We start from the raw sequence: 19,716 nt of genomic DNA, 5'->3' as shown, positions 1-19,716 counted from the left end.
AACTGTTGGCAATCATAATTGGCATTTTTCAAAAAGTCAACACGTGTTGGCCTATACTTGTTGACATGACCGAAACGCCCCCCAGTCCACCTCCCCCACCCCGCCGCTCCGACGCCACCAAATCCGCCATCCTGGCGGCCGCCCGCGAGCAATTCGCCGCCGTGGGTTATCAGGCGGCCACCATCCGCGCCATCGCAACGGCGGCCGAAATCGACCCCGCCATGGTCATGCGCTATTTCGGCAACAAGGAGAAGCTATTCGCGGCAGCCGCCGAGTTCGATTTGCGCCTGCCCGACTTGAGCGATGTGCCGCGCGAAGACGTGGGCGCCGCGCTGGTGGAGCATTTCCTCAATCGTTGGGAGAATGACGAAACGCTGATGGCCCTGCTTCGCACTGCCGTCACCAACGAGGCGGCAGCAGCGCGCCTGCAGGAGATCTTCGCTACACAGATGGCCCCGTTGATTGCCAAGCTGAGCGGCGAGCCGCGCCCGGCAGCCGCCGCGCGCGCAGGGCTGATCGCCACTCAGATCCTGGGCCTGGCTTTATGCCGCTATGTGCTGAGGTTGCCGCCGGTGGTCGGGCTCAAGCGCCCGGACATCGTGCGCCGCGTGGGCGCTACCGTTCAGGCCTACCTGTACGACAACTGAGAGGCTAGGGACGCTCCGCCACCGGGCGCCCAAACGTCACCACAAAGTCGAATTGCCCGTCAGTTGCGTGCGCAGCGCGCCAAAAGCCTCACACACCTCACGCCGCCATGCCCACAGGTGACTGAGGTTCATCACAAAGCCTTGTTGCTCTACGTCGCTTTGATAAATGCGGGCGGTGGCGTCACTGTCAGCGGGAGTTAGCAGAAACATGGTGAGTCCTTTCCAGGTTTCCAGGTTTCCAGGTTCAGTCAGCCATTGCGCCGCTGCGCTAGCTTTGCATAGGCAATGGCATCCGCCAGCTTTTCATAACGGTACTCACGAAACCCATACAGGCGTCCATCGAATGTGATGCCTAGCTCATGCATCAACGCTTCAGCACTCACCGGCGCCTGCACCGCATCGGGCAATGGCGAAGGCGCTGCCTGCACCCTGCTCTCAGCGGGCGGTCCGCGCCGGCCGCGCATCAGCTTGATGCCGATGGAGGCTGCCACGCCAACCGCGCCCCACACCATGAATGGCACGATCAGCTCCAGCAGTTTCGGCGCCACCAGCATAAAGCTGCAGCCTGCGTGAGGGCATGCACGTTGCAGCCATGCGGACCACGCGGCGTATCCCAATGCGGTCCATCCGATCCAGAAAACCACGTGACCCATGCAAAATCTCCGAACTCCAAAGCCCGGCCTGCTGTCAGGCCTGCTTACCGGGGCTGATTCATGTCGTACACCCCGGAATGCCCGGGATTGCCTTCTGGCCGCGGCACGCCCGCAGCCACGAAGAAGGTGACGGAGTGCGCACCATAGAGTCCCGCTGGATAACGCATGGGCTTGAGGACGACATACGCCCTCCCGCGTAGAAAATTGCCGGAAGACATTTCCGACTCCTCCCCAATCACACGGACCCGCGGCAGGTTTTGGGACCGGCTGATGGCATCGCGCCATGCAGACAGGTCCTGCGGCGTCGCCATGCGCAACTTGCCTTCCCGAAGCAATTGCTCAATGCCGGGTTGCCCGGCCAGCGGGGCATCCTTGTCCCGGTAGCTGCTGACAGTCGGCCCCAATCCCTGAACATAGGAAGAGGCCTGGTTGCCAAACGTGACCTGGCCGCCTGAGGCCGCAAAATAGGTTTCGGCGGAGCGGCCAAACACCTTCCTCACCATCACATCGCTTTTGGTCACATCATTGCGGTCAAGGTAGAAATAGCCACAGGGTGACCGGTTTTCATAGCTGGCATTCAGCACCGGCACCTCGGTGCCCAGTCCTGCTACAGCCTGCCGGTGATAGCCCGACACCAGCACACCGGCCACCACGGTTCCCGGTGACCAGCGAATGTTCCAGACAGAGGGCTCGTAAGCGCCCAGCGCAAGAACCACCTTCTTGCCCGGTTCATTCACCAGGACATCGAAACGGGTGGCTTCGTGGCCGGACTGGTCGATCTGGAAATCGAGTTTGCTTCCGCTGTATGCGCCACCGGCGTAGAGCACGTAATCTGGCGGCAACTGGCCGGCAAACACCGTGCAGGCATCCGATATGTTGATCGGTGCCGCGGCAGTTGATGGTCTGCTTGACGGCACGATGACCGGCGGGTTGCGGTTCTCCGTCAATGCCGTCTTCACGGGCGGGGCGGCCTGCGCATTCGCCTGGACTGTCCGGGCGACGGCCCGCTCCGCTGCCGTCGCTGCCGATTGTGCGGCGGACTCGCTCGCAAGTTTCATTTCGACGGCTTGACGCGTGTTGCGGTGATGGTGCGTCCACCATTGCTGCCCCAGGACGGCGATCCCCAGGGGCAAGCCGATCACCAATACCAGCAACCAGTTAAAGCCACCCGCCGGCGCAGCGGTCCGCGGCGCGGAACGGACGGCGGGGCGTTCCGCACCAGGCGCCGCAGCGGGCACAGAGGTGAAATCGGCGGGAACGGCAACAGCCGCTGCAGCGATGCCCGCGGGTTTTTCAAATGGGCTCGGGGCCGCAGGCTGACCTTGCAGCGGGCTCGGCTGTGTCTGCTCGTAGTCTTCATCCTCAGGCTGTGCAGGCGCTTCGTTGTGCTGCGCTGCGGGGGGTGTTTCACGCCGGGCTTCCCGCTGCGAACGCGATACGGCCGGAGGAATCGGCGCAAACCATGCGACCGCCAGAAAGAGCAGCCCCGCACCGATGAGCGCCAGGATGTTTCCCAACTGGTCCAGCGCGCCAAAATCCCTGAAGACCAGCTTGAAGGCAGTCAACGCCAACAGCGCGACGCCGGCACTCCACTGGCCGCGCGACTTGACTTTGGTGCCCCACCACGCGAGGCCGGCACCGAGGCCGCCCCACAGCAGAGACACCACCGCGGGCAGTTTCATCTGCAGAATATCGGCCGCACTCATGATGCGGTCAGGTCCGAAGATACGCAGCAGCATGGCCTGAACAACCAGGAATGCCGCAATGATGACGACCACGCCTTGTGCCCCTCCGGCGGGGTTCCTGTGCAAGCCGACAAACATCGCCATGTAGGCCAGCGCCAGCACCTCAAACACGACCGGCCAAAGCCCGCGCTCGATATGGAAAAGCACGGCATACAGGAGTGCCGCACTGGCCACGCCAAAGTGAACGAGCGAGATATGGCGATACCAGACGGATCCTGCCGGGCTCCACATCCTGGCGGCCAGCATCACGGCAAAGCCACTGCCCACCAACACCGACATTTCCAGCCAGTTGCCGGTTGCCTCGAATTCCGGCGCGAGGGCAAATACCCAGGGTGCCCAGGCCAGCGGAAGCAAGCCCAGCGCCACGGAGAAGGCGAGGTCATCCTCCTGGCTTGCCTTGTTTGCCTGGGTGGATCCGGCATTTGAGGCAATCCACAGGAAGGCCAACGGCGTGCCTGCGGCAAATACCACGGCTATCTCGAAAGCCGCATCGGTCGCGGCCCAGAAACTGACCCCGGTGACGGCGAACAGCAGCAAGGCACCCCAGACCGGCGCTGTATGCAAAAGACGGCGCGGAAACGATGCCACCAGCGCAACAGCCAGCAGCGCGCCATAAGCCAGCTGGGGCAAAAAGTCCACGTGCAGGCGCAGCAACTCCGCCGCGACCGCAAGGCAGCCCCAGGCCGCAGCCATGGCGCCCAGCATGCGGCCGAACGATACCTCGCCCCGGCTCGCAAACCACGCGCCCAGGCCCATCAAGGCACTGGCCAGCGCACGCTGCGCAAAGAGTTCGTTGACAAACGGCTGGCCTGCCGCCGACTGGAAAATCGAAAACACCATATGCAGCGCGCCGGCCAGCATGGCGCCGCCGCACAGCAACTCCTGCGCGCGCAGGGACCATCCCAGTCGCGGAGCGGCAACCAGGCCCATGACGGCCAGGGCCAGGCCCAGCATCAGCCAGGGCACATCTGTGGCGGCCAGGGCACCCGCCGCAATCACCAACAGTCCGGCCACACAGGCATGCTTTGCCGCCTCCGGCTTCCGCTGCAGAAAAGCCAGCACCACCGTGGCAACACCCCAGAGCAGCGCCAGCAGACCCAACCCCATCGCACCTTCGCGGGAAACCTGAGGCGCGATCTTCAGCGTCAGCCCTGCGGCCACCAGCGGCAGCAACACGAAATAGCCCAAGTCAAAACGGGCAAGCCAGCGTGAAGGCGTGCCGCGATGCTCGGCGATCGGCATCGCCAGGTGCAACGCCACCAGGGCCAGCAGCAGCGGCTGCATGGCCTGGTAATGCTCGGCCCGGTAAAACTGGTGGGTCCATGCAAAAAAGAGACCGCCGGCCAGCGTGAACAAAAAGCTCAGATGAATCAACGGGCGCCAGCCGCGCAGGCGCACCATGACAAAAGTCACCGCGCTGGCGGCCAGGTAATAGCCGTAAAGCACGCCAGGGTCGGGGGCGTTAATGGCAAATTTTGGCGCAATGTATGCGCCCGCCATGGCCAGGACCGCCACCGACATGGCGCGCGCGGACACCGCAAACAATCCCGCCGCCAAAGACACCACCACCATCAGCGCCAGTCCGCTGACGTCGTTGAGGTAATGGAAAAAATCGTAGGCGGCATAAGCCGTGAGGTAGGCGACGGCAAACGCCGTGCCGCCGAGTGCCAGATATATGGCGCGGCGCTCGGGGCGGGACTTCAGGGCCAGCGCGGCGGCACCCAGCACGGCGGCGGCGACAAAGCCGCTTCCCAGCTTGAGCTCCGGAGGAACGTCAATGTTCAACAAGGCATAGCGCAGCAGTGCGCCGACGCCAAGGATGAGCAGGCCGGCCCCGACCTTGGCCGGCCAGTTGCCTGAAATCAGCCAGCTGATGAGGCCGGCTGGCCTGAACTTCGGCTGCGAGGAATCGCCGGCTGACTCAAAGGCAAAGAGCAATCCGAACAGGCATACAGCCGAGATGACGAACAGGGTAGAGAGCATGGACAAGCCCGGTAAAAAATAAAACACGCCTGTCACCACGCCGTAGCCGTCGCTGGCCGGCGAAGCCCGTGACAAAGCCGTAGCGCAAGAGGCGATTCATCATAGGCGGAAAACGTATCAAAACGTATCCTCTGATTGAAGGACAGCCGCGGCCATGCCAGCCTAGCCGGCAAGCGGTATAAACAATCCCATGGGCGCCCTTGCTCACGACACCTATCGCACATGACAACCCACTCCAAGCACCCCACCCACCTGCGCAGCCACACCTTCCACGGCCTCGCCCCCGGCCCGCGCCTTCTGGTCACCGGCGCCGTGCACGGCAACGAAACCTGCGGCACGCGCGCCATCACGCAGCTGCTGGAAGAAATCGACAATGGCCAGTTGCGCATCGAGCGCGGCACGGTGACTTTTGTACCCATTACCAACCCGCTGGCCTACCGGCTCAAGCAGCGCACCGGTGAGCGCAACCTCAACCGCAACATGGCGCCGAGTGCGATTCCCCAGGACTTTGAGGACCGCATTGCGAACGTGCTGTGCCCGCTGCTGGATGCGCATGATGTGTTGCTGGACCTGCACTCTTTTCACACGGGCGGCGCGCCGTTTGTGATGATCGGCCCGCAGAACAATACCGGGGCGCTGGAGCCTTTTGACCATGCCGCGGAAGAAATGCAACTGGCACTGCACACCGGGCCGCACCGGATTGTGGAAGGCTGGCTGGACACCTATGCGCGCGGTGTGAAACGGCGGGCGGAAGCCGCCAGCGCCGGCGCCAGCGACCGCAAGCAGGCCCTGGTGACCAACCCGAACTACGGCGTGGGTACGACCGAATACATGCGCTCGCGCGGCGGCTACGGCGTGACGCTGGAGTGCGGCCAGCATGACGACCCACAGGCGGTGCAGGTGGCGCGGCATGCGATTTTGCAGACGCTGGGCCTGCTGCGCCTCATTGCGAAGCCGCCCGCGCCGGAACCGGCGGAGCGGGAGATCCTGCGGCTGGTCGAGGTGGTGGACCGCGACCATGCGGGCGACACCTTTGCCCGCGAGTGGCGCAGCTTTGACCCGGTCCAGCGGGGCGAAGTGATCGGCACGCGCCACGGCGGCGAGCCCATCACCGCGCCGGTAGACGGCTTTGTGGTGTTTCCCAACCCGCGCAGCGAAGCTGGCCAGGAGTGGTTTTATTTCGCGCAGCGGCGGGTTTGAGCCCGCATGGGCCGGGCCAGCGCCGTTGCGGGGGTGGCTACGGCTTGCCGCAAGGCCCCGACATTGCTATCTATTTAATAGCTGCTTGCGCCCGACCCTATTGGCTTACAGGCCAATTTGATGGCTAAATGAAGGGCTTTTTTGCGTCAAAACGGGCTAAAACCCGTTTGAAACCCCGAAAAAACGGTTTCAAGCAGCCCCAGCCGCCGCAAAACACGATTTTTCAGTATCAAAATTAGCCTCAGCCCAATGCTGACGAGCGCAAGCAGCTATCTATTTGATAGCGAACTGACAGCGCTCACGCCCCAACCCGCTCAGTCCTTCACACGTGACGCAAAGGTCTTGCGGAATTTCTCAACCTTGGGGCCCACTACAAAGGCGCAGTAACCCTGGTTGGGGTTGTTTTCGAAATAGTCCTGGTGGTAGGACTCGGCGGGCCAGTAGTTTTCGAGCGGCAGCACTTCGGTGACGATGGGTTTGCCAAAGGTCTTGTCCTGGCTGACCTGGCGGATGAAGTCGTCGATCTCCGTCTTCTGCTCCGGCGTCGAGTAATAGATGCCGCTGCGGTATTGCGTGCCGGCATCGTTGCCCTGGCGGTTCAGGCTCGTCGGGTCGTGGATGACGAAGAAAATTTCGAGGATCTCGCGCAGCGTGATGTCGGCCGGGTCGTAGGTGAGCTTGACGACCTCGTTGCTGCCGGTGCGGCCTGTGCAGACCTCTTCATAGCTGGGCCGTGCGGCCTGGCCGTTGCTGTAGCCCGACTCAACGTCGGTGACACCGCGCACCTTGACGTACACCGCCTCGGTGCACCAGAAGCAGCCGCCGCCGAGCGTGATGGTTTGGGGGGAAGAAGGCATGGAAATCTCCGCTGAAATCCGTTGGTCGTACGGGGAGCGGCAATCTTACGCCGGGCCCGCGAGCCTGCGCAGAGGCCCACACATGGACCCCTGAAAAGAAGCGGAAAACGCGCCCGGCTCAGTCGCGACGGCGCGGGCCTTTGGTGACGTGCTGGGGACCGACTGCATGGCGCATCAGCCGCAGCAGGCCCAGCGCTACAACGGCACCGCCAACAGCCATGCCGAGCGAGCTCATGCTGAAAACCGTGTCGTTGGTCTTGCCATGGCTGATCAGGGCCGCCACGAAGTCGCCGCCGATGAAAGCACCGAACATGCCGACGCCGAGGCTTTCGAGGATGAGGATTTTTTCGCGGGAGCCCGCGAGCAGGCAGGCGGCCCCGCCGAGAAGGGCACCCACCGCACACCAGATATACGGGTTGATGCCGTTCTCCTGAAGACTATGAACTGCCCCATGGTGACAGCTTTACCTGCCCAGCGGGGGACATACTTTTACCAAGGTCATTCCCCAGGGCACCTGGCGGGATGGAATCTTCATGCCTTCGCCGCCGGGGCGATTGCACGCACCGCCTTCACAAACGCGGCCAGCGCCTGGTGGTCGCGTGCGGTTTTCCAGAGGCAATGCGTTTCATAAGGTGTGGTGGCGGCGTCGAGCGGCACAAAGGCCGCCCCCGCCATGGCCGACTGCCTGAGCGCAGCCGGCACCAGCGCCACGCCCATGCCCTGCGACACCAGCGACACCACACTGAGCCAATGCCGCAGTTCGTAGCGGATCTCCGGGTAAAACCCGGCTTCAGTGCAGATCGCGAGGATGCGTTCGTGGTAATCAGGCGAAACCGCGCGCGACACCACGGCAAACGGCTCACCTTGCAATTGCCTGAGCGACACCGAGCGCTTGCGCGCCAGCGCATGTCCGGCCGGCAGGCAGCACACAAAGGCCTGGCTGGACACCAGCACCTGCGAAAGCTCGGGCGGCACGTGCGTGGTGTGCACAAACCCCAGGTCAAGCCGGTCATGCGCGAGCTCGATCAGCTGCTCGCTGGAGCTGAGCTCCTTCAGGGTCAGCCGCAGCAGGGGGTGGCTGGCCTGGAAGCGCTCCAGTATCTCCGGCAGGCCGCTGTACAGCATGGTTCCTGAAAAGCCGATGGCCAGACTGCCGGCCATGCCCTGCCCCACGTCACGTGCATGGCCGGCGGCCTGCGCGGCCTGATCCAGCAAGGCGCGCGCCGCCGGCACAAAGGCCTGCCCGGCGGCGGTGAGTTGCACCGATTTGCTGTTGCGCGTGAGCAGCTTGGCGCCGACCGAGGCTTCAAGCTGCTGGATGTTCAGCGACAGCGGCGGCTGGGAAATCGACAGGCGCCGGGCCGCCCGGCCGAAATGCAGCTCTTCGGCCAGGACAAGGAAATAGCGGAGGTGACGAAATTCCATGAATATGTTTTTTATATCGTTGGATCGATATTTGATATTAGACAACTATTCATGCCTGTCAAACAATCGAGCTGCCCGCGGGCATCCCAGCCACGCGCCCTACACTGCAAACCAAGCCACCTTTTTCGGAGACAACCCATGAAAACCCAATTCAACTGGCAAGACCCGTTTTTCTTTATGGAGCAGCTGAGCGAAGACGAGCGCGCCATTGCCGACGCCGCCCACGCTTTCTGCCAGGAAAAACTGCAGCCCCGCGTGCTGATGGCCGCACGCCACGAAAAGTTCGACCGCGAAATCATGAACGAAGCCGGCGCCATGGGTTTCCTGGGCTCCACCATTGAAGGCTATGGCTGCGCCGGCCTCAATTACGTGAGCTACGGCCTGGTCGCACGTGAAGTCGAGCGCGTCGACAGCGGCTACCGCAGCGCCATCAGCGTGCAAAGCTCGCTGGTCATGCACCCCATCAACGCCTACGGCAGCGAAGCACAAAAGCAGAAGTACCTGCCCAAGCTGGCCACCGGCGAATGGGTGGGCTGCTTCGGCCTGACCGAGCCCAACCACGGCTCTGACCCGGCCAGCATGCTGACGCGCGCCAAGCCTGTCGACGGCGGTTTCATCGTCAAGGGCGCCAAGATGTGGATCACCAACAGCCCGATCGCCGACGTGTTCATCGTCTGGGCCAAGCTGGAAGACCCTGACGGCAAGGTCGGCGGCCAGGAAAGCATCCGCGGCTTTGTGCTTGAAAAAGGCATGAAAGGCCTCTCCGCCCCCAAGATCGAAGGCAAGATGAGTTTGCGTGCCTCGATCACCGGCGAGATCGTGATGGACGACGTGTTTGTGCCAGAAGCCAATCTGCTGCCCAACGTGAGCGGCCTCAAGGGCCCGTTCGGCTGCCTCAACAAGGCACGCTACGGCATCGCCTGGGGCGCTTTGGGTGCTGCTGAAGATTGCTGGTTCCGTGCCCGCCAGTACACCATGGACCGCGTTCAGTTCGGCCGCCCGCTGGCGCAGAACCAGCTGATCCAGAAGAAGCTGGCCGACATGCAAACCGAAATCACGCTCGGCTTGCAGGGCTGCCTGCGCGTGGGCCGGCTGATGGATGAAGACAAGTCCGTGCCGGAAATGATTTCGCTGATCAAACGCAACAGCTGCGGCAAGGCGCTGGACATCGCCCGCCTGGCACGCGACATGCACGGCGGCAACGGCATCCATGACGAATACCATGTGATCCGCCACATGATCAACCTCGAGACGGTTAACACCTACGAAGGCACGCATGACGTGCATGCGCTCATCCTTGGCCGTGCCCAGACCGGCCTGCAAGCCTTTTATTGATGACCTTTCAGGGCTCCAGCCCAATCAGGACGAGCGCGAGCAGCTATATTTTTCATAGCAAATAAATACAACGCATGGAATTCGGCGCGCTCAAGCCTTTGCTAACCAGCCTGGCACTGCCGCCAGCCTTGCTGCTGTTGCTGGCCCTGCTTGGCCTCGTGCTGGCCTGGCGCAATAAAAAGGCCGGGCTGGCGCTGGCAACCTTTTCGGTACTGCTGCTGGCGCTGCTCAGCTGCCACGGCACGGCCGTATGGCTGGCGCGCACCGTGCTGCCGCAGTTTGCCGCCATGCCGGTGGCCAGCCTCAGGGCTCACAAGGTGCAGGCCATCGTCGTGCTGGGCGGAGGTGTGCTGCCCGAGGCGGCTGAATACGGCAGCAGCCAGCCGGGCGCGCACACGGCGGCGCGGTTGCGCTACGGTGTTTGGCTGGCCCGGCAGTCGGGCTTGCCGCTGGCCTTTACCGGCGGCATGGGCTGGGCGGCCAGCAGCGCACAGACCGATTCTGAAGCCGTGGTGGCCGCACGCATGGTGCAGCAGGACTACGGCATGACACTGCGCTGGAACGAAGCCCAGTCGCGCGACACAGCGGGCAATGCCCGCCTGCTGGCGCCGCTGCTGCAGCAAAGCGGCGTGCAGCGCATCGCGCTGGTCACCGACGCCTGGCACATGCCGCGCGCTGTCCGGGCTTTTGAGCGTGCCGGCCTGACGGTGACACCCGCCCCCATGGGCCAGGTGCGGCCCGCACAGCACGACCTGATGGAATGGGTGCCTTCCGCGTCGGGCCTGGTGGTTTCGCAGCAGGTACTGCGTGAATGGCTGGCGCTGATGGTCGGCCGGTTCACGCCTGTTTAGGCAGACCGGCCCACAGACGGCGGCAGCGAACCGAACCTGAGCCCGTCACCTGGCGGCTTTACCGCGGGTTTACCTTTCTGGGAGCTACCGCCTCCCCCGCTACGGTGTAGCCTAGGCAGTTTTGGTTGACGGTCGGAAAGTAAGCAGATATATTACTAACCAGTCAGTCAGTAACTATGTCACTTTCCAAATTATTTTGCGACAAAACCTCCGCGGTCGCCGCCAAACGCGAGCGCCGCAAGGAAGCACGCCCCGGCGAACTGCTGGACGCCGCGCTTGACCTGTTCGTGGAAAAAGGCTTTGCCGCCACCCGCGCCGAAGAAGTGGCCGCCCGCGCAGGAGTATCAAAAGGCACATTGTTCCTTTACTTCCAGAGCAAGGAAGAACTGTTCAAGGCCGTGGTGCGCGAAAACATTTCGGGCCGCTTCACGGAATGGCGCGCCGAGCTGGACACCTTTGAAGGCACCACCCCTGAATTGCTGGCTTACTGCATGAACAGCTGGTGGGAGCGCGTGGGCCTGACGCGCGCCTCGGGCCTGACCAAGCTGATGATGAGCGAGGCCAAGAACTTCCCCGACATCGCGGCCTTCTACCAGCAAGAAGTCATCATGCCGGGCCACGGGCTGATCCGCAGCATCCTGCAACGCGGCATGGACCGCGGCGAGTTCCGGCCCATGGACCTGGACTATGCGGTTTACCTGGTGGTCGCTCCCATGATTTTCCTGATCCTGTCCAGGCACACCGCCGGCATCTGCATCAGCAGCGACGCGGACCTGGATCCGCAAAAATACATCGCCTTCCAGGTGGAAACCATCCTGAACGGCATATCCGCACCGGCCGGTGCCGCCGCACAGTCCAACAGGAAAGCCGCAGCATGAAGCGATGGGTCAAGTGGGGGGTCGCCGGGCTCATCGTGCTGCTCATCGTGGGCGGGGTACTGCGTGCGCTGTCCGCGCGCAAGGCCCAGCAACAGGCACTCGCCGCAAGCACCGCCGTCAAGGACATGGGGCAGGTCGAGCTGGCCGCCACCGATGTGGTCAAGGCCCAGACGCGCGACGTGGTCCAGGGGCTGCCGGTGTCGGGCTCGCTCAAGGCCGTCAACTCCGCTGTCATCAAGGCACGCGTGGCCGGCGAGCTGCAGGGCCTCACGGTTCGCGAAGGCGACGTGGTCAAGGCCGGCCAGGTGATTGCGCGCATCGATGCCACCGAATACCAGTCACGCGTGCGCCAGGCCAGGGAGCAGGCCGAGTCGGCCAAGGCACAGGTGGATGTGGTGCAGCGCCAGTACGACAACAACAAGGCGCTGGTTGACCAGGGTTTCATCTCGAAGACTGCGCTCGACACCTCGCTGGCCAACCTCAACGCCGCGCAATCTACCTACAAGGCGGCGGTAGCTGCCACCGAGGTCGCGGCCAAATCGGTGGACGACACGATTCTCAAAGCCCCCATCTCCGGCCAGGTATCGCAGCGCCTGGCGCAACCCGGTGAGCGCGTGGGCATCGACACCAAAATCGTCGAGGTGGTGGACCTGAGCCGGCTCGAACTGGAAGCCACCTTGAGCGCCACCGACTCCATGGACGTGCGTGTGGGCCAGACCGCGCAGCTGCAGATTGAAGGCAGCCGCCAGCCCGTCACGGCCAAGGTGGTGCGCATCAATCCCACGGCGCAGGCCGGCAGCCGCAGTGTGATGGCTTACCTCAGCATCGACAACCCGGGCGCAGCAGGCGACGCCGGCGCACCGCCCTTGCGCCAGGGGCTGTTTGCGCAGGGCACGCTGGGCACGGCCAGCGCTTCGCTGCTGTCGGTGCCGGTCAGCGCCGTGCGCACCGACAAACCCACGCCTTATGTGCAGGCGGTTGAAAACGACACGGTGGTGCACAAGAGCGTCGAACTCGGCGCGCGCGGCACCGCAGGCAAAGACAGCGTGGTCGCCGTCAAGGGCCTGGCCGACGGCGCGGTGGTGATCCGCGGCGAGATCGGTGCATTGCGCGAAGGCACCAAGGTGCGCTTCACACAGCCTCCGGCTGCGGCGCAAGCAGCCAGTGCACCGGCCAAGCCGGCGCCCTGAGGACTCGCGCGCATGTGGTTCACGCAGGTCAGCCTCAAGAACCCGGTGTTCGCCACCATGGTCATGCTAGCCATCGTGGTGCTGGGACTGTTCTCCTACCAGCGCATGCAGGTCGACCAGTTCCCGAACATCGACTTCCCGGTGGTCGTCATCACCGCCGAATACCCGGGCGCTTCGCCCGAAATCGTTGAAAGCGAAGTCACCAAAAAAATTGAAGAAGGCGTCAACTCGATCGCCGGCATCAACGCGCTGACCTCGCGCAGCTACGAAGGCCAGTCGGTCGTCATCATGGAGTTCCAGCTCTACGTCGACGGGCGCCGCGCCGCCGAAGATGTGCGCGAAAAAATCGCAGCCATCCGCCCCAACTTCCGCGACGAAGTGAAAGAGCCGCGCGTGCTGCGCTTCGACCCGGCAAGCCGGGCGATCTGGTCCGTTGCGGTGTTGCCCAATGCCCAAAGCGGCAATGCCATGTCGGCCGTGGAGCTGACCAACTGGGCCGACCAGGTCTTGAAAAAGCGCCTGGAGAACGTACGCGGTGCAGGCTCCGTTACTTTGGTGGGCGGCACCAAGCGCGAGATCAACGTCTACCTGAATCCGCAGGCCATGGAGTCGCTGGGCATCACGGCCGACCAGGTAGTCAATGCCGTGCGCAACGAAAACCAGGACCTGCCGGTGGGCGCGATCCGCTCGCTGCAGCAGGAGCGGGTCGTCAAGATCGATGCACGCATGAAGCGCCCCGAAGATTTCGGAAAAATCATTGTGGCACGCAAGGGCGCTGCGCCGGTCACGGTGGACCAGGTGGCGCGCATTGCCGATGGCGCGCAGGAAATCGACAGCCTGGCGCTGTACAACGGCCAGCGCACGCTGCTGCTGTCGGTGCAAAAAGCGCAGGACGAAAACACCATTGCCGTGGTGGATGGCCTGAACCAGGCCATCAAGGACATCCAGCCGCAGTTGCCGCCCGGCGCGCGGCTGGAGCTGATCACCGACGGCTCGCGGCCGATTCGCGTGGCGGTTGAAAACGTACGCCGCACGCTGATTGAAGGCGCGCTGCTGACGGTGCTGATTGTTTTCCTCTTCCTGAACTCGTGGCGCTCCACGGTGATCACCGGGCTCACGCTGCCGATCTCCATCATCGGCACCTTTTTGTTCATGAACCTGTTCGGCTTCACCATCAACATGATCACGCTGATGGCGTTGTCGCTGTGTGTGGGCCTGCTGATCGACGACGCGATTGTGGTGCGCGAGAACATCGTGCGCCATGTGCAGATGGGCAAGGCACCCTACCAGGCCTCGCTGGACGGCACGCAGGAGATCGGCCTGGCGGTGCTGGCCACCACGTTCTCCATCGTCGCCGTGTTCCTGCCTATCGGCTTCATGGGCGGCATCATCGGCAAGTTCTTCCACGAGTTCGGCGTCACCATCGTGGCGGCGGTGCTGATCTCGATGTTTGTGAGCTTCACGCTGGACCCGATGCTCTCCAGCATCTGGCACGATCCTTCCATCGAAGCGCACGGCAAACGCCATGCGCCCGTCACTTTCTACGACAAGACCATAGGCCGCGTCACCGGCTGGTTCGACCACGCCACCGACTCGCTAAGCAACAGCTACCAGGGAATCCTGCGCTGGTCGCTGGGCCACAAACTGGCCACGCTGGCACTGGCTGTGGTGATTTTTGTCACCAGCATTTTCATGGTTCCGCTGCTGGGCACCGAGTTCGTGCCGAAGGCCGACTTCTCGGAAACCTCACTCAACTTCTACACGCCGGTGGGCTCGTCGCTGGAAACCACCGAAGCCAAGGCGCGGCAGGTGGAAGCCATCATCCGCGAATTCCCCGAAGTGAAGTACACGCTGGCCACCCTGAACACCGGCAACGCCCAGGGCAAGATGTACGCCAGCATTTACGTGCGCCTGGTGGACCGCAAGGCACGCACCCGCAGCGTCGACGAAATGTCGGGCGTGTTGCGCGAACGCCTCAAGCAGGTGCCAGGCATCACCGTGACGCACGTCGGGCTGCTCGACGCGGTGGGCGGCAACAAGCAGGTGGAGTTCTCGCTGCAGGGGACGGATTTGAAAGAGCTGGAACGCCTCACGCGCGCCATCAACGACAAGATCCGCGGCATCCCCGGTCTGGTGGACCTGGACTCCAGCGTCAAGGCCGACAAGCCGGTGATTGAAATTGATGTGCGACGCGACGCGGCCTCCGACCTGGGCCTGTCGGTGTCGCAGATCGCTGCCTCATTGCGCACACTGGTGGCCGGGCAGACGGTGGGCAACTGGCGCGCGCCCGACGACCAGACCTACGACGTGAACGTGCGCCTGGCACCCGATGCGCGCAACGCGCCGCAAGACCTGGAGCGCCTGCCCTTCATGAGCACGCCCGGCAGCAGTGCCGACGGCGCCGCGCACATGGTCCGGCTCAACCAGGTGGCCACCGTGAAGGAATCCACCGGGCCCAACCAGATCAACCGGCGCGACATGGCACGCGAAGTCGCCATCAACGCCAACGTCTACAACCGCTCGGCCGGCGAGGTGTCGAACGACATCAAGGCCGCGCTGGAGAACTTCAGCTTTCCGCCCGGTTATCGCTACCAGTTCAGCGGCTCCACCAAGAACATGGCCGAATCCTTTGGCTACGCGGTGTCGGCACTGGTGATGGCCATTTTGTTCATCTACATGATCCTGGCCAGCCAGTTCAAGAGTTTTTTGCAGCCGATGGCGCTGATGACCTCGCTGCCGCTGACCCTGATCGGTGTGGTGCTGGCCCTGCTGCTGTTCCGCTCCACGCTCTCGATGTTTTCCATCATCGGCGTGGTGATGCTGATGGGGCTGGTCACCAAGAACGCCATCTTGCTGGTGGACTTTGCCATTCGCATGCGTGCCGACCAGGTGGATGTGGATGGCCACCGCGTTCCGGGCATGAACCGCAGCGATGCGCTGCTGCATGCCGCCAAGGTGCGGCTGCGCCCCATCTTGATGACCACGCTGGCGATGATCTTCGGCATGGTGCCGCTGGCCTTTGCCCTGACCGAAGGCTCGGAGCAACGCGCGCCCATGGGCCAGGCCGTGATCGGCGGTGTCATCACCTCTTCGCTGCTGACCCTGGTGGTGGTGCCGGTGACATATTGCTACCTGGACGACCTGGGCCAGTGGTTCAAGCGCAAATTCGGCCCCAGAACACCGCCGCAAGACCCCGCAGACATGCCTGCTGCAACGCCGGCCGCCGTCATGGGCGACCGCTAAAATCAAAGGTTTATCTCGTGTACAGCTCACCCTCCCCCATTTCGCCAACCTACAGGTCCGCCATGAACTACGAACAAGCCCGATTCAACATGATTGAGCAGCAAATCCGCCCTTGGGAAGTGCTGGACAACCAGGTCCTTTCCCTGCTGGCCGTGGTCAAGCGCGAAGACTTTGTGCCGGCCGCCCAAAAGGCACTGGCCTTTGTCGACATGGAAATCCCGCTGGGCACCGGAGCAGGCCAGTGCATGCTGGCGCCCAAGGTCGAAGCCCGCATCCTGCAGGAACTGGCCGTGCAAAAGCATGAAAAGGTTCTGGAAATCGGCGCCGGCTCCGGCTACATGGCCGCACTGCTGGCCCACCGCGCGCAGCAGGTGATCACGCTGGAGATCGATCCCAAGCTGGCACAGACCGCACGCGACAACCTGCAAAGGGCGGGCCTTTATAACGCCGAAGTGCGCACCGGCGACGGCGCGGCAAAAATCGCCCAGGCCGTTTCCAGCAACGACCCGCTTCGTGGACCGTTTGACGTGATCGTGCTCAGCGGCTCGGTCGCCGAGGTGCCGGCTTCGCTGCTGTCCCTGCTCAAGGTGGGCGGCCGCCTGAGCGCCATCGTGGGTTTTGAGCCGATGATGCGCGCCACCCTGGTCACACGCGTGGCCGAAGACGCCTGGCGCACCACCCAGGCCTGGGACACCGTGGCGCCGCGCCTGCTGAATTTCCCTGAACCCTCGAAATTCAGCTTCTGAGCCTGGCCGCCGTACACGACTTCACCAACGCCAAGCACGCATTCCAACGCAGGACAGCCGACCATGATTCCCCAACTGAGCCCCGCCAACTTCGCCGAGTGGCGCAACAACGCCGGGGAAGGCGCGCCCGCCCTGCCTGTGGTGCTGGACGTGCGAGAGCCCTGGGAACTGCAGACGGCCTCGGTCAAGGAGGACGGCTTCAGGCTGGTGCACATCCCGATGCGGGAAATACCCACGCGTCTGGCTGAGCTGCAGGAAATCGGAGCCGGCACCGGCCAGCCGATCGCCTGCCTCTGCCACCACGGCATGCGCAGCCTGCAGGTGGCCAACTATCTGACACAAAGTGGCTTCACCGAGGTCGTCAACCTGCAGGGCGGCATTGACGCCTGGTCGCAGCAGGTGGACCCGTCGGTCCCCGTGTACTGATCTCCGCGCACCGCATACCTCCCTATCGCCGATTCACCCATTCCTCAGGACCTTTATGACCACGCCCAAGAAACCGCCGGCGCTACGCCTGTCGATGTTGCCCCTGTCGATTGCCGTCACTGCGGCGCTGATGATGGCGGCCCCGGCCGCGCAGGCCCAGAGCCTGGTGGAGCTGTATGAGTCGGCCCGCGCCTTCGACGCTGCCTACCAGTCCGCCAAGCTCCAATACGACGCCAACCTCGCCAGGGCCGACCAGGCCAAGGCCGGCATCTTGCCGACAGCCGGCATCTCGGCGGGCGTGTCGCGCACCAATTTTGAAAACACCGCACCGGTGATCGAGCGCAGCTTCAATACGCAAAATGCCACGCTCAACCTCTCTCAGCCGCTGTACCGCCCGGCCAACTGGGCCACCTACCAGCAGGCATCCAGGCAGGTGGACCTGGCCAAGGCCCAGTTGGAGGCCGCCGACCAGGACCTGATCGTGCGTACCAGCCAGGCCTATTTCGATGTGCTGGCCGCGCAGGACACCCTGACCTTTGTACGGGCCCAGAAAGCTGCGGTGGCCGAGCAACTCGCGTCGGCCAAGCGCAACTTCGAGGTGGGCACCTCCACCATCACCGACACCCGCGAGGCGCAGGCCCGCTACGACCTGGTCATTGCCCAGGAGATCGCCGCCGAGAACGACCTGCGTGTCAAGAAACTCGCGCTGGACACGCTGGTCGGCAAAACGGAAACCCAGCCCAAGCCCCTGGTAAACCCGGTCGGCCTGCCCACAGTGACGCCGGCCGACGTCGGCATCTGGGTCTCGCAATCCGAGCTGGTGCATCCCAGCATCCGCCAGGCGCAAAGCAATGTGGAAATCGCGGAACTGGAGGTCAACAAGGCCGAAGCCGGCCACAAGCCCACGCTTGACGCGACAGCCAGCTACAACGTCACGCGCAACCCCTCGGGCACGGCGACCACCATCCCGCCGTTTGCCTTCCGCACCAACACCACCACCGTTGGCGTGCTGCTCAATGTGCCGCTGTTTGCGGGTTTCGCCACGCAGAACCGCGTGCGCGAAACCCTGTCGCTGCGCGACAAGGCTCAAAGCGATCTCGAAGGCGCGCGGCGCACCGTGGCGCAGGCCACGCGCACCGCCTACTTCGGCGTGCAATCGGGCCAGGGACAGGTCAAGGCGCTGGAGGCGGCCGAACTGTCAAGCCAGAGCGCACTGGATGCCAACAAGCTGGGTTACCAGGTCGGCGTTCGCATCAACATCGACGTGCTCAACTCGCAGAGCCAGCTGTTCCAGACCAAACGCGACCTGGCCAAAGCGCGCTACGACGTGCTGCTGGGCGACCTGAAACTGCGCCAGGCCAATGGCACGCTGACACCGGAAGACCTGCAAAAAATCAACGCACTGCTGGCCAGGTAAATCGCGGTACGCTTCACAACACTCCAACAAAGGCCCGGCCCGGGGCCAGAATTTCCATGTTGATGCCCGCACACAATCCCCTGCCCTTGCCGATAGAGGCTGAACGCGTGACCGATGCGCCGCTACACATCCCCAAAGGCCCCAGCTTCGAGCTGATCGAGGAAACCACCTGGGAAGAACTCAAGCGCGCGGGCCGCCGGCAACCGTTTGACAAACCCGTGCTGGTCAAGGGCGGCATCCATCACTGGCCGGCCTGGAAAAAATGGTCGTTTGAATTCCTCGCCGACGTCTGTGCCGGCAAGGGCGCCGAGGTGCCGGTCAAGTTCACCGATGGCCTGGTCGAACAGGGCGTGACCAAGGGCCGCCCCTTCCTTCCGGTTGCGCCCTACCTGCGGGAACTCGGCAAGGCGGCGCAACGCACACCGGACCCCATGGCCGGCCTGCTACCCAAGCCGGTGCGGGACAGCTACAAACCCGGCGAGCGCTTTCACCTGAACTGGGCCCACATGCAGTCGTTCAAGCCGACGACCTTGTACCTCGCGCAGTGGGACATTCTCGAAAAATACCCCGAGCTGCGGCGCGACCTGCTCATCAAGAGCCTGTGGCCCGGCCGCATGACCTGGGAATATGTGTTCATGGGCCCGGCCAATACCGTGACCGGCCTGCACAACGATTTCCCGCACAACTGGTTTGTGCAACTCCAGGGCGTCAAGGAGTTCATCCTTTTCTCACCCGACCAGCGCCAGCACATGTGCCCGGCCGCCAAATACGACTGGGGTGCCACGCTCAGCGACATCAACGTCTCGCGCCTGCCCGAGCAAGTCCGCGAACTCGCCTCCTTCGAAAAAGCCCATGGCTACCACGCCCGCGTTGAGGCCGGCGATGCACTGTTCATCCCGAGGCGAACCTGGCACTCCGTGGTGTCAGTGGAGCCCTCCATCAGCCTCGGCATGTTCGGCCTGACACCCTATGAAGTGGCGACCGGCGGCGCCTGGGCCACGCTGCGCGATTGGGCGCATCACCTGCGCATGTACGCGTGGGGCAATTGCACTTGCCACCAGGTGCTGGGCAAGCGCTAGGCCATCGAACGAACGCCTTTCAGCAAAACGTCACTTGCCCC

The 19,716-nt window shown here is 63.5% G+C and carries 17 protein-coding genes; 11 read left to right on the top strand and 6 right to left on the bottom strand.

The features are described from left to right. The first annotated feature begins 65 nt into the window (after positions 1 to 65). The gene (locus tag AC1DYQ_RS00280; protein ID WP_477685096.1) at positions 66 to 647 is read left to right on the top strand and encodes a TetR/AcrR family transcriptional regulator; all 582 of its coding nucleotides are present in this window, start codon (positions 66 to 68) and stop codon (positions 645 to 647) included. Positions 648 to 683: 36 nt separating this feature from the next. Here the strand turns inward: AC1DYQ_RS00280 and AC1DYQ_RS00275 are convergent, their stop codons facing one another. From AC1DYQ_RS00275 to AC1DYQ_RS00265, 3 genes are all read right to left on the bottom strand, one after another. Next, complete coding sequence (locus AC1DYQ_RS00275; RefSeq protein ID WP_477685095.1) at positions 684 to 857, bottom strand: hypothetical protein; 174 nt, start codon at positions 855 to 857, stop codon at positions 684 to 686. 38 nt (positions 858 to 895) lie between these two features. Next, positions 896 to 1,201, bottom strand: a complete 306-nt coding sequence (locus AC1DYQ_RS00270; protein ID WP_477685094.1) for a hypothetical protein — start codon at positions 1,199 to 1,201, stop codon at positions 896 to 898. A gap of 143 nt (positions 1,202 to 1,344) precedes the next feature. Next, positions 1,345 to 5,103, bottom strand: coding sequence for a DUF2339 domain-containing protein (locus AC1DYQ_RS00265; RefSeq protein WP_477685093.1), 3,759 nt, complete (start codon positions 5,101 to 5,103; stop codon positions 1,345 to 1,347). Positions 5,104 to 5,250: 147 nt separating this feature from the next. Between AC1DYQ_RS00265 and AC1DYQ_RS00260 the strand changes: the two genes are divergently transcribed. Further along, positions 5,251 to 6,228 carry a succinylglutamate desuccinylase/aspartoacylase family protein gene (locus AC1DYQ_RS00260; protein ID WP_477685092.1) on the top strand — a complete coding sequence of 326 codons (978 nt, stop codon included), beginning with the start codon at positions 5,251 to 5,253 and terminating at the stop codon, positions 6,226 to 6,228. A gap of 314 nt (positions 6,229 to 6,542) precedes the next feature. On the opposite strand, the gene msrA is transcribed toward AC1DYQ_RS00260, so the two are convergent. The 3 genes from msrA to AC1DYQ_RS00245 all read right to left on the bottom strand — a co-directional run bounded on the left by msrA (position 6,543) and on the right by AC1DYQ_RS00245 (position 8,510). After that, positions 6,543 to 7,085, bottom strand: coding sequence for a peptide-methionine (S)-S-oxide reductase MsrA (gene msrA, locus AC1DYQ_RS00255; RefSeq protein WP_477685091.1), 543 nt, complete (start codon positions 7,083 to 7,085; stop codon positions 6,543 to 6,545). Positions 7,086 to 7,203: 118 nt separating this feature from the next. Then, on the bottom strand, positions 7,204 to 7,482 hold the full coding sequence (locus tag AC1DYQ_RS00250; RefSeq protein ID WP_477685090.1) for a hypothetical protein: 279 nt from the start codon (positions 7,480 to 7,482) through the stop codon (positions 7,204 to 7,206). A 134-nt stretch (positions 7,483 to 7,616) separates the two neighbouring features. Then, positions 7,617 to 8,510, bottom strand: a complete 894-nt coding sequence (locus AC1DYQ_RS00245; RefSeq protein ID WP_477685089.1) for a LysR family transcriptional regulator — start codon at positions 8,508 to 8,510, stop codon at positions 7,617 to 7,619. 138 nt (positions 8,511 to 8,648) lie between these two features. On the opposite strand from AC1DYQ_RS00245, the gene AC1DYQ_RS00240 reads away from it, so the two are divergent. The 9 genes from AC1DYQ_RS00240 (at position 8,649) to AC1DYQ_RS00200 (ending at position 19,675) form a co-directional block, all read left to right on the top strand. Further along, entirely contained in the window at positions 8,649 to 9,845 is a 1,197-nt protein-coding gene (locus tag AC1DYQ_RS00240) for an acyl-CoA dehydrogenase (protein ID WP_477685088.1), read from the top strand. Between the two features lie 74 nt (positions 9,846 to 9,919). After that, on the top strand, positions 9,920 to 10,696 hold the full coding sequence (locus tag AC1DYQ_RS00235) for a YdcF family protein (RefSeq protein ID WP_477685087.1): 777 nt from the start codon (positions 9,920 to 9,922) through the stop codon (positions 10,694 to 10,696). A 176-nt stretch (positions 10,697 to 10,872) separates the two neighbouring features. Continuing rightward, on the top strand, positions 10,873 to 11,574 hold the full coding sequence (locus AC1DYQ_RS00230) for a TetR/AcrR family transcriptional regulator (protein ID WP_457279942.1): 702 nt from the start codon (positions 10,873 to 10,875) through the stop codon (positions 11,572 to 11,574). Continuing rightward, a complete protein-coding gene (locus tag AC1DYQ_RS00225) occupies positions 11,571 to 12,764 on the top strand; it encodes an efflux RND transporter periplasmic adaptor subunit (protein ID WP_477685086.1) in 1,194 nt (397 codons plus the stop codon). The genes AC1DYQ_RS00230 and AC1DYQ_RS00225 overlap by 4 nt, the downstream gene beginning before the upstream one ends. A 12-nt stretch (positions 12,765 to 12,776) precedes the next feature. After that, on the top strand, positions 12,777 to 16,007 hold the full coding sequence (locus AC1DYQ_RS00220; protein ID WP_477685085.1) for an efflux RND transporter permease subunit: 3,231 nt from the start codon (positions 12,777 to 12,779) through the stop codon (positions 16,005 to 16,007). 62 nt (positions 16,008 to 16,069) lie between these two features. Continuing rightward, complete coding sequence (locus AC1DYQ_RS00215) at positions 16,070 to 16,753, top strand: protein-L-isoaspartate O-methyltransferase family protein (protein WP_477685084.1); 684 nt, start codon at positions 16,070 to 16,072, stop codon at positions 16,751 to 16,753. Between the two features lie 63 nt (positions 16,754 to 16,816). Continuing rightward, positions 16,817 to 17,179 carry a rhodanese-like domain-containing protein gene (locus AC1DYQ_RS00210; RefSeq protein WP_477685083.1) on the top strand — a complete coding sequence of 121 codons (363 nt, stop codon included), beginning with the start codon at positions 16,817 to 16,819 and terminating at the stop codon, positions 17,177 to 17,179. 55 nt (positions 17,180 to 17,234) lie between these two features. Further along, positions 17,235 to 18,596, top strand: coding sequence for a TolC family outer membrane protein (locus AC1DYQ_RS00205; RefSeq protein ID WP_477685082.1), 1,362 nt, complete (start codon positions 17,235 to 17,237; stop codon positions 18,594 to 18,596). Between the two features lie 56 nt (positions 18,597 to 18,652). Continuing rightward, positions 18,653 to 19,675 (top strand): cupin-like domain-containing protein, encoded by a 1,023-nt coding sequence (locus AC1DYQ_RS00200; protein ID WP_477685081.1) that lies wholly within the window; start codon positions 18,653 to 18,655, stop codon positions 19,673 to 19,675. The last annotated feature ends 41 nt before the right edge of the window (positions 19,676 to 19,716 follow it).

The sequence above is a fragment of the Polaromonas sp. P1_F4 genome, assembly GCF_056405675.1.
Note: the sequence above shows the minus strand (reverse complement) of the source record. Positions and strands in the feature narration are given on the sequence as shown.